The sequence below is a fragment of the Pseudomonas syringae KCTC 12500 genome (genome assembly GCF_000507185.2).
GTDB classification, from domain to species: Bacteria; Pseudomonadota; Gammaproteobacteria; order Pseudomonadales; family Pseudomonadaceae; genus Aquipseudomonas; species Aquipseudomonas syringae.
The window spans coordinates 4,011,511-4,024,318 of record NZ_AYTM02000002.1 but is presented as its reverse complement, the minus strand read 5'-3'; the positions used below and the strand labels follow the sequence as shown (position 1 = coordinate 4,024,318).

Annotated in this window: 11 protein-coding genes; 2 read left to right on the top strand and 9 right to left on the bottom strand. The window is 59.3% G+C overall.

Annotated elements, in window-relative coordinates:
• Positions 1-47 precede the first annotated feature (47 nt).
• Both adk and ppc read right to left on the bottom strand, forming a co-directional pair.
• The gene (adk, locus tag V476_RS18305; RefSeq protein ID WP_003314266.1) at positions 48-695 is read right to left on the bottom strand and encodes an adenylate kinase; all 648 of its coding nucleotides are present in this window, start codon (positions 693-695) and stop codon (positions 48-50) included.
• Positions 696-977: 282 nt separating this feature from the next.
• Positions 978-3,614: a phosphoenolpyruvate carboxylase gene (gene ppc / locus V476_RS18300; RefSeq protein WP_003422016.1), complete on the bottom strand. Its 2,637-nt coding sequence runs from the start codon at positions 3,612-3,614 to the stop codon at positions 978-980.
• A 379-nt stretch (positions 3,615-3,993) separates the two neighbouring features.
• Here ppc and V476_RS18295 point away from each other — a divergent pair, with 379 nt between their 5' ends.
• Together V476_RS18295 and lptF are read left to right on the top strand one after the other, a co-directional pair.
• The gene (locus V476_RS18295) at positions 3,994-4,407 is read left to right on the top strand and encodes a DUF4398 domain-containing protein (RefSeq protein ID WP_003314262.1); all 414 of its coding nucleotides are present in this window, start codon (positions 3,994-3,996) and stop codon (positions 4,405-4,407) included.
• A 59-nt stretch (positions 4,408-4,466) separates the two neighbouring features.
• Positions 4,467-5,249: a lipotoxin F family OmpA-related lipoprotein LptF gene (lptF, locus tag V476_RS18290; protein ID WP_003314261.1), complete on the top strand. Its 783-nt coding sequence runs from the start codon at positions 4,467-4,469 to the stop codon at positions 5,247-5,249.
• Between the two features lie 79 nt (positions 5,250-5,328).
• Here lptF and V476_RS18285 read toward each other — a convergent pair whose 3' ends face one another.
• The 7 genes from V476_RS18285 to V476_RS18255 form a co-directional block, all read right to left on the bottom strand.
• Positions 5,329-5,649 carry a PA3694 family proteiin gene (locus V476_RS18285; RefSeq protein ID WP_003314260.1) on the bottom strand — a complete coding sequence of 107 codons (321 nt, stop codon included), beginning with the start codon at positions 5,647-5,649 and terminating at the stop codon, positions 5,329-5,331.
• The gene (locus V476_RS18280) at positions 5,646-6,542 is read right to left on the bottom strand and encodes an alpha/beta hydrolase (protein ID WP_024960272.1); all 897 of its coding nucleotides are present in this window, start codon (positions 6,540-6,542) and stop codon (positions 5,646-5,648) included. Before V476_RS18280 ends, V476_RS18285 begins: the two co-directional genes overlap by 4 nt.
• Positions 6,543-6,745: 203 nt before the next feature.
• Positions 6,746-8,023, bottom strand: coding sequence for a flavohemoglobin expression-modulating QEGLA motif protein (locus tag V476_RS18275; RefSeq protein ID WP_003339622.1), 1,278 nt, complete (start codon positions 8,021-8,023; stop codon positions 6,746-6,748).
• 134 nt (positions 8,024-8,157) lie between these two features.
• Positions 8,158-8,883: a TetR/AcrR family transcriptional regulator gene (locus V476_RS18270; protein ID WP_004418716.1), complete on the bottom strand. Its 726-nt coding sequence runs from the start codon at positions 8,881-8,883 to the stop codon at positions 8,158-8,160.
• Positions 8,884-8,974: 91 nt separating this feature from the next.
• Positions 8,975-10,477, bottom strand: coding sequence for a lysine--tRNA ligase (lysS, locus tag V476_RS18265; RefSeq protein ID WP_003415497.1), 1,503 nt, complete (start codon positions 10,475-10,477; stop codon positions 8,975-8,977).
• 69 nt (positions 10,478-10,546) lie between these two features.
• Positions 10,547-11,642, bottom strand: a protein-coding gene (gene prfB, locus V476_RS18260) for a peptide chain release factor 2 (protein WP_096114110.1) whose coding sequence is annotated in 2 segments (ribosomal slippage) — positions 10,547-11,569 and positions 11,571-11,642 — 1,095 coding nt in all. Because the reading frame shifts where the segments join, the coding sequence is not laid out codon by codon here.
• Between the two features lie 117 nt (positions 11,643-11,759).
• Positions 11,760-12,764 carry a response regulator gene (locus V476_RS18255; RefSeq protein WP_003314254.1) on the bottom strand — a complete coding sequence of 335 codons (1,005 nt, stop codon included), beginning with the start codon at positions 12,762-12,764 and terminating at the stop codon, positions 11,760-11,762.
• Positions 12,765-12,808 lie beyond the last annotated feature (44 nt).

The following is a 12,808-nucleotide window of genomic DNA, read 5'->3' as shown; positions in this document are numbered from 1 at the left end:
TGACAAATGGCCCGCAAGCGGGCCATTTATTGTTCAGACCGAGAGCCTTACTTAAGAGCTTCCAGTACTTTTGCAGTGATGTCCTCAACCGAACCGACGCCCGGAATATGGCTGCACTTGGGCTTGCCGTTCTTCGCTTCCAGCTTGCTGTAGAACTCGACCAGCGGCTTGGTCTGGGCGTGGTACACCGACAGGCGATGACGCACGGTCTCTTCGACGTCGTCCTTGCGCTGCAGCAGCGGCTCACCAGTCACATCATCGATACCTTCAACCTTCGGTGGATTGAAGATGGTGTGGTAAATGCGCCCGGAACCTTCGTGAACCCGGCGGCCGGACATGCGCTTGACGATTTCTTCGTCATCGACGGCGATTTCCAGTACATGGTCGATTTCCAGACCGGCTTTCAACAGGGCTTCGGCCTGTGGAATGGTGCGCGGGAAACCATCGAACAGCACGCCGTTCGCACAGTCCGGTTCAGCCAGACGGTCCTTGATCAGGCCGATGATCAGGTCATCGGAAACCAGACCGCCCGAGTCCATAACGCTTTTGGCCTTAAGGCCCAGCTCGGTTTCAGCCTTGACTGCAGCGCGCAGCATGTCGCCTGTCGAAACCTGCGGGATGCCGAACTTTTCAGTGATGAATTTTGCCTGAGTACCTTTACCGGCCCCGGGAGCTCCCAGCAGAATCACGCGCATCGTCATGCTCCTCAAATTTTTTATAGTGAAATCATCGGATTCGCCTCGGGGGCCAATCTAAAAAATGAATCAGGCCAATAGGCCGAAAGGCTGATCAAGATACACAGCAGACCGAGGCCGCACAAGCCGCCGAAAGTCGCAGTAACCGCAGGTGTACCGCCTTGTCAGCCTTGATTTCAGAGTGATATGACCTGTATCAAGGTTTACCGCAGGCCAGCCTGCAAATCCCGCGCTGGCCATCGCCGGACCAAAAAGGCCCGACGATGGCATCGGCCTGATCCATCAGCCCGTGTTGCGCAGACCGGCAGCAATCCCCGCTACAGACACCAGCAGCGCCAGTTCCAGAGGACTGTCCAGACTGGCTTCACGATTACGCGAACGCGACAACAGCTCTGCCTGGAGCAAATGCAACGGGTCAAGGTAGGTGTTGCGCAGGCTGATGAATTCCAGTGTTTCGGGACTGTGGGCCAGCAGTTGCGTCTGCCCGGTCAGCCCCAGAACCACATTGCACGCCTGCGACAATAGGTCGCGTAAATGTGCGCCCAAATGTTGCAGCTCGGCGCTGACCAGACGTTCGTCATAGAGTCGGGCGATGTCCGCATCGGCTTTGGCGAGGACCATTTCCAGCATGTCGATGCGCGTTCTGAAGAACGGCCACTGCTCACGCATCTGCGCCAGTACCTCGCCTTCGCCGCGCTCCAGTGCCTTGCTCAGTGCAGCCTCCCAGCCCAGCCAGGCGGGCAGCATCAGACGGGTCTGCGTCCAGGCGAAGATCCACGGAATGGCACGAAGACTCTCTACACCGCCCTCGCGGCGCTTGGCCGGACGGCTGCCAAGTGGCAAACGCCCCAGTTCCTGCTCGGGTGTCGCCTGACGGAAATACTCGACGAATTCCGGGTTCTCGCGCACCACCGCGCGATAGGCGCTGACCCCATCGCCGGCCATCTGGTCCATCATCGTCCGCCACGCCGGTTGTGGGGGTGGCGGCGGCAACAGGGTCGCTTCCAGCACGGCGGCCAGATAGAGATTGAGGTTCTGCTCGGCGATGTCCGGCAGACCGAATTTGAAACGAATCATTTCCCCTTGCTCGGTGGTCCGGAAGCGTCCGGCCACAGAACCCGGTGGCTGCGACAGGATCGCCGCGTGCGCCGGACCGCCGCCACGACCGACTGTACCGCCGCGGCCGTGAAACAGCAGCAATTCGACCTGCTGCTCGCGACAGATCTCCACCAGCCTTTCCTGGGCGCGGTACTGAGCCCAGGCTGCCGCCGTCGTGCCGGCATCCTTGGCCGAGTCGGAATAGCCGATCATTACTTCTTGTGGCCCGTGCAGACGCGAGCGATAGCCCGGCAGCCCAAGCAGCGTCTCGATCACCGGTCCGGCGTTATCCAGGTCGGCCAGGGTCTCGAACAGCGGTACCACACGCATGGGCCGCTGCAGCCCGGATTCTTTGAGCAGCAGTTGCACGGCCAGCACATCCGAAGCCGAGCCGGCCATCGAGATCACATAAGACCCCAGCGACGCCGCCGGAGCGGCCGCCACCTCCCGGCAGGTTGCCAGCACCTCTGCGGTATCGGCTGCCGGCTTGAAGTAGCTCGGCAGCAGCGGCCTGCGGTTATTCAATTCACGCAACAGAAAGTCGATACGGGTCTGCTCATCCCACTCTTCGTAGCGACCCAGCCCCAGGTAGTCAGTGATCTCGGTCATCGCTGCGCAGTGACGGCTGGAATCCTGGCGAACATCCAGACGCACCAGGAACAGACCGAATGTGACGGCCCGACGCAGGCAATCCAGAAGCGGCCCGTCGGCGATCACACCCATGCCGCATTCGTGCAGCGACTGGAAGCACAGCATCAACGGGTCGAGCAGTTCACGGTTGTCTTGCAGCACCGCTTCCGGCGCAGGCAGGGTTTCGCTCAGCGAGGCATTGGCCCAGTTGCGCGTCGCACGCAGGCGCTCGCGCAGGCGTTTGAGTTCCGCCCGATAAGGTTCGGCGCTGTCACCCACGCTGGCACGCAGAGCATCGCTGGCCTGCTGCATCGACAGTTCTGCGGCGAGATTGTCCACGTCACGCAAATACAGGTCAGCCGCCATCCAGCGCGCCAGCAACAGCACTTCGCGGGTGACCGCAGCCGTGACATTCGGGTTGCCGTCACGATCACCACCCATCCAGGAAGCAAAACGGATCGGCGCGGCTTCCAGGGGCAGATGCAGGCCGGTGGCTGCATGCAGCGCATGGTCAGCCTTGCGCAGGTAGTTTGGAATGGCGTGCCAGAGCGAGTGTTCAATGACCGCGAAACCCCATTTGGCTTCATCGACCGGGGTGGGTCGGATGCGCCGGATCTCTTCGGTGTGCCAGGCCTCGGCAATCAGCCGCTGCAGGCGCGAAGTAATCTGTGTGCGCTCGATACTGTTGAGATCGCGATGATCCAGTGCGGCGAGCTGCGCAGCGATGGCATCGTATTTCTGAATCAGCGTACGACGTGCTACCTCGGTCGGGTGCGCAGTCAGCACCAGCTCGATTTCCAGCTTGCTCAGCTGGCGTGCCAGAGCGTCCGGTGAATGACCTTCGACTTTGAGACGATCAAGCAGCTCGGGCAGTACTCGCGATTCGAATGGCAGCGGCTGTTTATCGTCGCGGCGGTGCATGAGCTGATACTGCTCGGCAATATTGGCCAGGTTGAGAAACTGGTTGAAGGCACGCGCAACCGGCAGCAGCTCGTCATCACCCAGCCCGTCGACGCTGGAACTGAGCTGTTCAGCCCCTTCCGCCGAACCACGTCTGCCCGCTTTGGCACCTTTGCGAATACGCTCGATCTTGTCGAGAAATTCAGCGCCTCGCTGCTCACGAATCGTATTCCCCAACAGCTCACCCAACAGGTGAACGTCTTCGCGCAGACGCGCATCGATATCGGCCATCGTTCCTCTCCCGTTTTTTATCTGGGCTCAGTTGCGTACCCGCTCGGCAGCACGGGCGTACGTGAATTCAAATCCGCTGTGCCAACAGTGCACCAAAAGCCTGCAATTGGACAAATGCTTCAGCAAAAACCTGAACGCCATCAGGGTCATTAATTGTGGCTCCACACCCTTCATATGATGGCCAACATATTGACATTCATCTGAAGGCTTCTGAAAATTCCTGACCGGCCAGTAGATATTTATCTGAACTATTCAAAAACCGTGAAGGTCGGAACAATTAACCATTACAGGAAAGCCCGAAAGGCAGTAGGCGGCTGTAGAACCTGATGCCCGGACTTGATGCAACGACTGTCATGGATAACCACGTTGGAGTCAGACATTGGAGTTGATCAACATGAACACCTTAACTGCCAAAACCAAATTCAAAGGCCTGCGCGGCCTCAAGTTAGCTGCGCTGGCACTCGGTAGCACCTTTATCCTGGCCGGTTGTGCCGGTAACCCGCCTTCCGAGCAGTACGCGGTTTCGCAATCGGCCGTCAACAGCGCTGTCAGCGCTGGCGGTACCGAGTTCGCGGCGGTGGAAATGAAGTCGGCTCAGGACAAGCTCAAAGCTGCTGATCTGGCCATGCAGGATCATAAATACGAAGAAGCACGCCGACTGTCTGAACAGGCCGAGTGGGACGCTCGTGTAGCAGAACGTAAATCTCAGGCCGCCAAAGCTGCCAAGGCCGTGCAGGACGCTCGTCAAGGCGTCAACGAACTCCGTGAAGAAGGCCTGCGTCAGGTGCAGTGATTGCCCCGCACACCCTTCCGTTTTCATGAATTCGTAACTGATTAAAGGACGACCTTATTATGCGCAAACAATTGATGATCCCTGCTCTGCTGGCCATGAGCGTTGCCCTGGCAGCCTGTGCAACCAAGCCAAACCCTAACCTGGAACAGGCTCGCAGCAACTTCACCGCGCTGCAGACCAACCCTCAGGCCACCCAAGTCGCCGCCCTTGAAACCAAGGACGCCAGCGAATGGCTGACCAAGGCAGAACAAGCCTTCCGCAACGATGACGACGTACAGAAAGTCGACCAACTGTCGTACCTGACCAACCAGCGTATCGAGCTGGCCAAGCAGACCATCGCCCTGCGGACTTCTGAAGCAGCGCTGCAAAACGCTTCTGCCGACCGTGCAAAAGCACGCCTGGAAGCACGTGACGCACAGATCGCCGCATTGAAAAACAGCCTGAACGCCAAGCAGACCGAACGCGGTACGCTGGTAACTTTCGGTGACGTGCTGTTCGACTACAACAAGGCCGAACTGAAGCCAACCGCCCAGGGCGACATTGGCAAGCTGGCTGGTTTCCTGCAGGAAAACCCGGACCGTAAAGTGATTGTCGAAGGCTACACCGACAGCACTGGTTCGGCTTCCTACAACCAGTCGTTGTCCGAGCGTCGCGCCAACTCGGTGCGTATGGCTCTGGTACGCATGGGTGTAGACCCAGCGCGTATTGTGACCATGGGTTATGGCAAGGAATACCCGGTTGCTGACAACTCCAGCAACTCGGGCCGCGCTATGAACCGTCGTGTGGAAGTCACCATCTCCAACGACAACCAGCCTGTTGCACCACGCTCTTCGATGAAATAAGCGACTGAGCTGCTGCACCGAAGCCCCGCCTGCGCATACAGGCGGGGCTTTTTCATGGGCGAGGGTTTTTGCGGCTGTCTTATTGCCGAGGCGTTTGCTGGCCGAGGCAACGCACTGCCTGCCTGCGATCATCGATCAATACGCCCGACAGGCCTTTCCGCGACGTATCGAACAACACCAGTACGCCATCAACGCATTGCGCGACCTCGGCGGCTGGCGTGGCAGCGACCTTGTAATCCTCGCCGGGGACGGTTTTGAGCAGGGTGAATTCACCGAGCAGCAGTGCATCCTCGGGCTTTGCGAAGTGCAGGTAGCCGTAAAACCACAGACAGCCCACCGTGCCGATGACGGCACCCACCGCGCTGAGGATCATGCCGTTGAGGTTACGCTCGCGGCTCATGGCGCTGGCGGTGTTGCAGGGGTCGGGTAGTTGGGCACTTCCGCGAGGCGGCGCAGGCCGTTGAAATGCGTCGGGTCATCCAGATAGCGCAGCATCACCTGACGCCAGAGAGGGTCTGCGAACGTCTTTACGTGTTCGCCGCGGGTCAATTGCAATACGCGCGGTGGCGGCGCAGCCTTATACAGCTCGATGCCGTTGGCGAGCGGCACCAGCGTGTCGTCCATGCTGTGAAAGATCAGCATCGGTGTGCCAGCCAGTTTTGGCAGGCCGTTGACCGCGCTGTCGGCCTCCGGGATCAGCCAGGACAAGGGCGTTTTCAATGGCCAGATCAGCCACGACTTGCTCAGCGAGTTTCGCGCAACACTGCGGTAGCTGGCCGGCACGCTGTCCAGCACCAGCGCCTTGAGCCGCGAGCGCTCCTGCGGGTGTTCGGACAGGTAATGCACCGCCAGCGCCCCACCAATGCTTTGCCCCAGCACCACAAGCGGTTTGCCTTGCACTTGCGGTGCAGTGTTCAGCCAGTCGAAAGCGGCCTGAACGTCCTCGTAGACCGCTGGCAGGCTTGGCTCGCCCTGCGACTCGCCATAGCCCCGATAATCCAGCATCAACACTTGATAACCCTGCTCGGGCAACCACCAGACGCCACCCAGATGCCAGGACAGGTTGCCACCGTTACCGTGCAGATGCAGCACCGTACCCTTCACCGGCACGCCTTCCTTGGCGGGCAGCCACCAGCCATGCAGGCGCGTACCGTCGGCAGCGGTGAGGTTCACGTCCTGATACTGCAGGCGCGCCTTGTCGGGTGTGAACGGAACACCTTGCTCGGGATAGAACAACATCGAACTGCAACCGTTGAGCGCAAGGACCAGCGTGAAGATGCCGAGCAGTTTCAAATGAGGTCTCCTTGTTGTTTTCATCGCCACATCACTGCCGAGCTGGCGCGAGACTCAGATTCTCGTTCCCATGTTCCGCGAGCATTGGCCGATAGGCATAGTCATGAGCTTTCGGAGAATGTACCTCTCCTTCGCGAACAAGTTCGCTCCTACGGCCTTCGGCCAGAGTCAAAAACAGGCTGGCGTACAGCGAAGATCGCTGCCTACAAAATATTCGAGTAATCCGCTTCGATACGGTCCAGGCTCAGGTGGTTGAGGAAGTTGGAGAAGCACATCCAGGCTGACAGGGCGTTCATGTCACGGAACTGCTCGGGCAAGTACTTGGGTGCGACCACCAGCCCTTCGTCCACCAGTTGGCGCAGGGTACGCATATCTTCCAGCGTGGTCTTGCCGCAGAACAGCAGCGGCACCTGTTCGAGCTTGCCCTTGCGCACGGCGAGCTGAATGTAGTTGTAGACCATGATGAAGCCCTTCAGGTAGGACAGGTCCTTGGTGAACGGCAGGCCATTGGGCACCGAACCGCGGAAGACGCGACTGGCATTGCCGTAGCTCTCCGACATGCCAAAGCCCTGCTCCTGGTAAAACTCGAACACCTGCAGAAAATCGGCGCCCTGCTCGGCCATGTGAATGGCGCGTGTGCGATTGGTCAGCTTGCGCAGGCGGCTCGGATAGGATGCAAAGGCGATGACTTCCATGAGAATCGCCAGACCTTCCTGCGTCACCGTCGAGGATGGCGGGCCTTTGGACAGGAACGTACAGATCGGCTGGTTTTGCCCGTTCAGCGTGGTGCCCACGTGCACCAGTCCTTCATGAACTTCCAGCGCGCGTACATCGCGTTCGTTGAACATCGCGTCGGTGCGGATCTTGATGTAGTCGGCACCGGCAGCCGCATCGGCGACGATCCCGTCGGATTCGAAAACCCGGATGGTCTCCTCGGCCTCACCGAACACGCGGTTCAAACGCGATTGCAGCAGCGAAACAGCGTCCTTGGCGGTGAGCGTTTTCGGCTCGTCCTTCAGGTCACCGCGCCCGGCAATGTTGTTCAGGTAATCCGAGAGCATCAAGCCGAGATCGGCCAGCGTCGGATCACCCGCATGAAAAGCGTCGGATGCCGCGCCGTACAATTCCTGAGAAATCAGCCCGAAGTCAGACGTACCGCGTGCCTCAAGCATACGCACCACCATGCGGTACTCACGGCACATGCGGCGCATGATCTGCCCGACCGGGTTGAACTGCCCCAGTTGACGCGTGACGTCCCGCTCGATGTTCTGAAACTCTTGCTTCAAGGCGGAAGAGTCGAAACCCAGCGGACGGTTTTCGTAATAGGCGCGGTCCACGGCAGGCAGCGCCTTGCCCTTGGCGGCCAGAAACTCCTTGCGGACGTTCTCATCCCATTTAACTGCATCCAGAATGCGAATCGGCGTCTGTGCAACGACGATCCGATCCGATAAAGCACGAATAGTCTGTTGATACTCGTCCACCGGTACTCCTTGGCTGGCTGTCACGCTACTGCTTGGCGGCGCGGAACAACACGCCACCGCTGGAAAATATCGAAACTGGCAGGATCGTCAAACCGTCTGAACAGCCGATCCGGGGCACTCGCGCAGCAGTATAGTCACCCTCGAAGCGGCTGCGGGGTCCCCAGGACCAGACGCATCTGCCGGGTCAAGATACAGAGCATTTCTTCGTCGGCCTGACGCTGCGGCCCATGCAGCAGGCCTTGATACTCAATGCGACGGATAAGCCCCGTCAACACCTGAGCATCCTGATAGGGCTGCAGGGAACCGAGCACCTGGAAAAACTGACAACTGCCTTGCAGCAAAATTTCCTGGTGGGCCATGACCAATGGCGTCAGGCGCGGGTTGATCAGTGCTTCGTGGTAGAACGCCTGCTCGGCGATCAGATAGTCACGCCGGGTCAGAAGTTGATGGCGGATGTGCTCCATCACCATACGCGCGATATCGTCCGCCAGACGAAAACGGTCGGTCGGACTACCGGAACTGCGGCTCATCATTTCGCGCAGAATGCCTTCGGTGTTCTGCCACAGCCGCGCCAGATAGTCAGCGCTGCGCTGTACATACTGGGCGAAGGCATCGGTCAGCAGATCATCAATGTCCTTGAAGTAATAGGTGGTTGCCGACAGCGGCACACTGGCTTCAGCGGCCACTGCGCGATGGCGCACGGCGCGTACGCCGTCACGCACCACGATACGCATGGCGGCATCGAGAATGACCTGCCTGCGCTGCTCACTGCCCTCGCGCGCAGCCTTGCGGCCCTGATACTTGACACTTTTGGCCACCGCGCTCGCTACTCCGGCGGCCCCTTCTCTGGCAATCGTCACGACAGCTTCCTTATAAGTCGCTCTGAAATGAGTCGATCTGAAAAACACCTAAAAAAAAGCCGCCCATTGAAGGCGGCTGTTTTAACATTGATTACGCTTGCGGGCGCATATGCGGGAAGAGAATCACGTCGCGGATCGACGGCGAGTCGGTGAGCAGCATCACCAACCGGTCGATACCGATCCCCTCGCCTGCCGTCGGCGGCATGCCGTACTCCAGCGCACGGACGAAGTCGGCGTCGTAGTGCATGGCTTCGTCGTCACCGGCATCCTTGTCGGCCACCTGCGCCTGGAAGCGTTCGGCCTGATCTTCGGCGTCGTTGAGCTCGGAGTAGGCGTTGGCAATTTCGCGACCGCCGATGAACAGCTCGAAACGGTCGGTGACGTTCGGGTTTTCGTCATTGCGACGCGCCAGCGGCGACACTTCGAACGGGTACTGGGTAATGAAGTGCGGCTGTTCCAGCTTGTGCTCGACCAGCTCTTCGAAAATCATCACCTGCAATTTGCCCAGGCCTTCGAAGCCCAGCACCTTGGCACCGGCCTTTTTCGCAATGGCGCGCGCCTTGTCGATGTCCTGCAGGTCGGCAGCGGTCAGCTCGGGGTTGTACTTGAGGATCGAGTCGAACACCGACAGGCGCACGAACGGTTCGCCAAAGTGGAACACCTTGTCGCCATAAGGCACGTCGGTGGTGCCCAGCACCAGTTGCGCCAGTTCGCGGAACAGTTCCTCGGTGAGGTCCATATTGTCTTCGTAATCGGCGTAGGCCTGGTAGAACTCGAGCATGGTGAACTCGGGGTTGTGCCGGGTCGAAACACCTTCGTTACGGAAGTTGCGATTGATCTCGAAGACCTTCTCGAAACCACCGACCACCAGACGCTTGAGGTACAGCTCCGGGGCGATACGCAGGAACATTTCCATGTCCAGCGCGTTGTGGTGGGTTTCGAACGGCTTGGCCGCCGCGCCGCCGGGAATGGTCTGCAGCATCGGCGTTTCGACTTCGAGGAAGTCGCGCTTCATCAGGAAGCTGCGGATGTGGGCGATGACCTGCGAGCGCACGCGGAAGGTCTCGCGCACTTCCTCGTTGACGATCAGGTCGACGTAACGCTGACGGTAGCGCTGTTCGGTGTCGGTCAGGCCGTGGTGCTTGTCGGGCAGCGGACGCAATGACTTGGTCAGCAGACGAACGCTGGTCATCTCGACGTACAGGTCGCCCTTGCCGGAGCGTGCCAGCGTACCTTCGGCAGCGATGATGTCGCCCAGGTCCCAGGTTTTCACCTCGGCCAGGGTTTCTTCAGGCAGGGTCTTGCGGTTGACGTAGACCTGGATGCGCCCGGTCATGTCCTGGATCACCATGAACGAGCCACGGTTCAGCATGATGCGACCGGCAACCTTGACCGGAATCGCTGCCTCTGCCAGTTCTTCCTTGGTCTTGTCGACGTACTGTTTCTGCAGGTCGTTGCAGTAGCTGTCGCGGCGGAAGTCGTTGGGGAAGGCCTGACCCTTGGCACGGCCTGCAGCAAGCTTTTCCTTGCGCAAGGCGATCAGGGTGTTTTCTTCCTGTTGCAGGGCTTGCGGGTCGAGTTGTTGGTCGCTCATGTCTTTAAATATTCCATCACAGGTTCGCCCTCGCCTTGCGACGAGGGACTTGAGGTGTCGGCTGACGGTTTACAGCCCTTGCTTGAGGCTCGCGATCAGGTATTCGTCGATATCGCCATCAAGCACCTTGTCGCAGTCGCTGCGTTCGATGTTGGTCCGCAGGTCCTTGATACGCGAGGCGTCCAGTACGTAGGAACGAATCTGGTGACCCCAGCCGATATCGGACTTGGTGTCTTCGAGCGCCTGGGACGCCGCGTTACGCTTCTGCACTTCCTGCTCATACAAACGGGCCCGCAGCATTTTCATGGCGGTGTCCTTGTTCGCATGCTGGGAACGCTCGTTCTGGCAGCTGACCACGGTATTGGTCGGAACGTGGGTGATACGCACCGCCGAGTCAGTGGTGTTTACGTGCTGACCACCGGCCCCGGAGGAACGGTAAGTGTCGATACGCAGGTCCGCCGGGTTGATGTCGATTTCGATGTTGTCATCGATTTCCGGCGAAACGAATACAGCCGAGAACGAGGTGTGGCGACGGTTGCCGGAGTCGAACGGGCTCTTACGCACCAGACGGTGAACGCCGATCTCGGTACGCAGCCAGCCAAAGGCGTATTCGCCCTTGATGTGCACGGTAGCGCCCTTGATACCGGCGACTTCACCGGCGGACAGTTCCATGATGGTGGCGTCGAAACCGCGCTTGTCAGCCCAGCGCAGGTACATGCGCAACAGGATATTGGCCCAGTCCTGCGCTTCGGTACCGCCGGAGCCGGCCTGGATGTCCAGGTAAGCATTGTTGGGGTCCATGTCGCCGCTGAACATGCGGCGGAACTCGAGCTTTTCCAGCGATTCGCGCAGGCGCTCGACTTCGGCTGCGACGTCATCGACGGCAGCCTGGTCTTCTTCTTCGGCAGACATCAGCAACAGGTCTTTGGCATCGGTCAGCCCCGAGGACATTTCGTCCAGGGTTTCTACGATCTGCGCCAGCAGGGAGCGCTCGCGCCCCAGTTCCTGGGCGTAGGCCGGGTTGTTCCAGACGTTTGGATCTTCGAGCTCGCGGTTGACTTCGGTCAGACGATCATGTTTGTGATCGTAGTCAAAGATACCCCCGAATGGTTTCGGAGCGCTCGGACAAATCCTTGATGCTGTTTAGGATCGGGTTGATTTCCATGGTAGGCAGCACTCGCAGGCGAAATTTTCAAAGCCGACGAGTATACCCCAGGCCGGGCCACGAAAGCAGCCCGTCGGGCAGGCGTTGTGAAGCCTATTTTATCGGCCGCTGCCGGCGTCAGCCAGCCGCGACCTGGTTGCGTCCGTTGTTCTTGGCCTGATAAAGCCCTTTGTCGGCATCCAGAATAAGCTGACGGCTTTGCATCCCGACCTGTGGCGTCATGGTTGCTACACCGATACTCACCGTCAGGCTGGAGCCGGGCACTGGCGCAATGTGCGGGATGTTCATGCCCGCCACGCTTTGGCGCAGCTTCTCTGCCAGCAGACGTGCGCCGCCGGGCGAGGTATTGGGCAGGACCATGGCGAATTCTTCACCGCCGTAGCGTGCTGGCAAATCAGATGGACGACTGCAACTGTTACGGATGGCCTTGGCGACTTGACGCAGGGCCTCGTCGCCCTCCAGGTGGCCGAAGTTATCGTTGTAGGGTTTGAAGTAGTCGACATCGATCATCAGCATCGACAACTGGGATTGCTCGCGAATTGCCCGGCGCCACTCCAGCTCCAGATACTCATCGAAATGACGACGGTTCGACAGCCCTGTGAGGCCATCGGAATTCATCAGGCGCTGCAACACCAGGTTGGTATCGAGCAATTGTTGCTGGCTGACGCGCAGGGCCCGATAGGCCTCGTCGCGCTGCAACAGGGTCATGTACGAGCGCGAGTGATAGCGAATACGCGCAATCAGCTCGATGTTGTCCGGCAGCTTGACCAGATAGTCGTTGGCACCCGCCGTAAACGCCGCGCTCTTGATCAGCGGGTCTTCCTTGGTGGACAGCACGATGATCGGGATATCGCGGGTCAACGGGTTACTGCGGTACTCACGAACCAGCGTCAACCCGTCGAGGCCCGGCATCACCAGGTCCTGCAGAATCACCGTCGGCTTAAGCTGCACGGCCTGGGCAATTGCCTGATGCGGGTCGGCACAAAAATGAAAGTCGATAGACTCATGGCCGGCCAGTCCGCGCCGTACAGCTTCACCAATCATGGCCTGATCATCCACCAGAAGCACCATTGCGCTGTTTTCATCCGGTGTCTTGAGCTCATCCGTTTGCAGGTCATTCATGATCTTTCTCCTGATCGCCGACTGCCGCCAAGTTCAGCACTGCA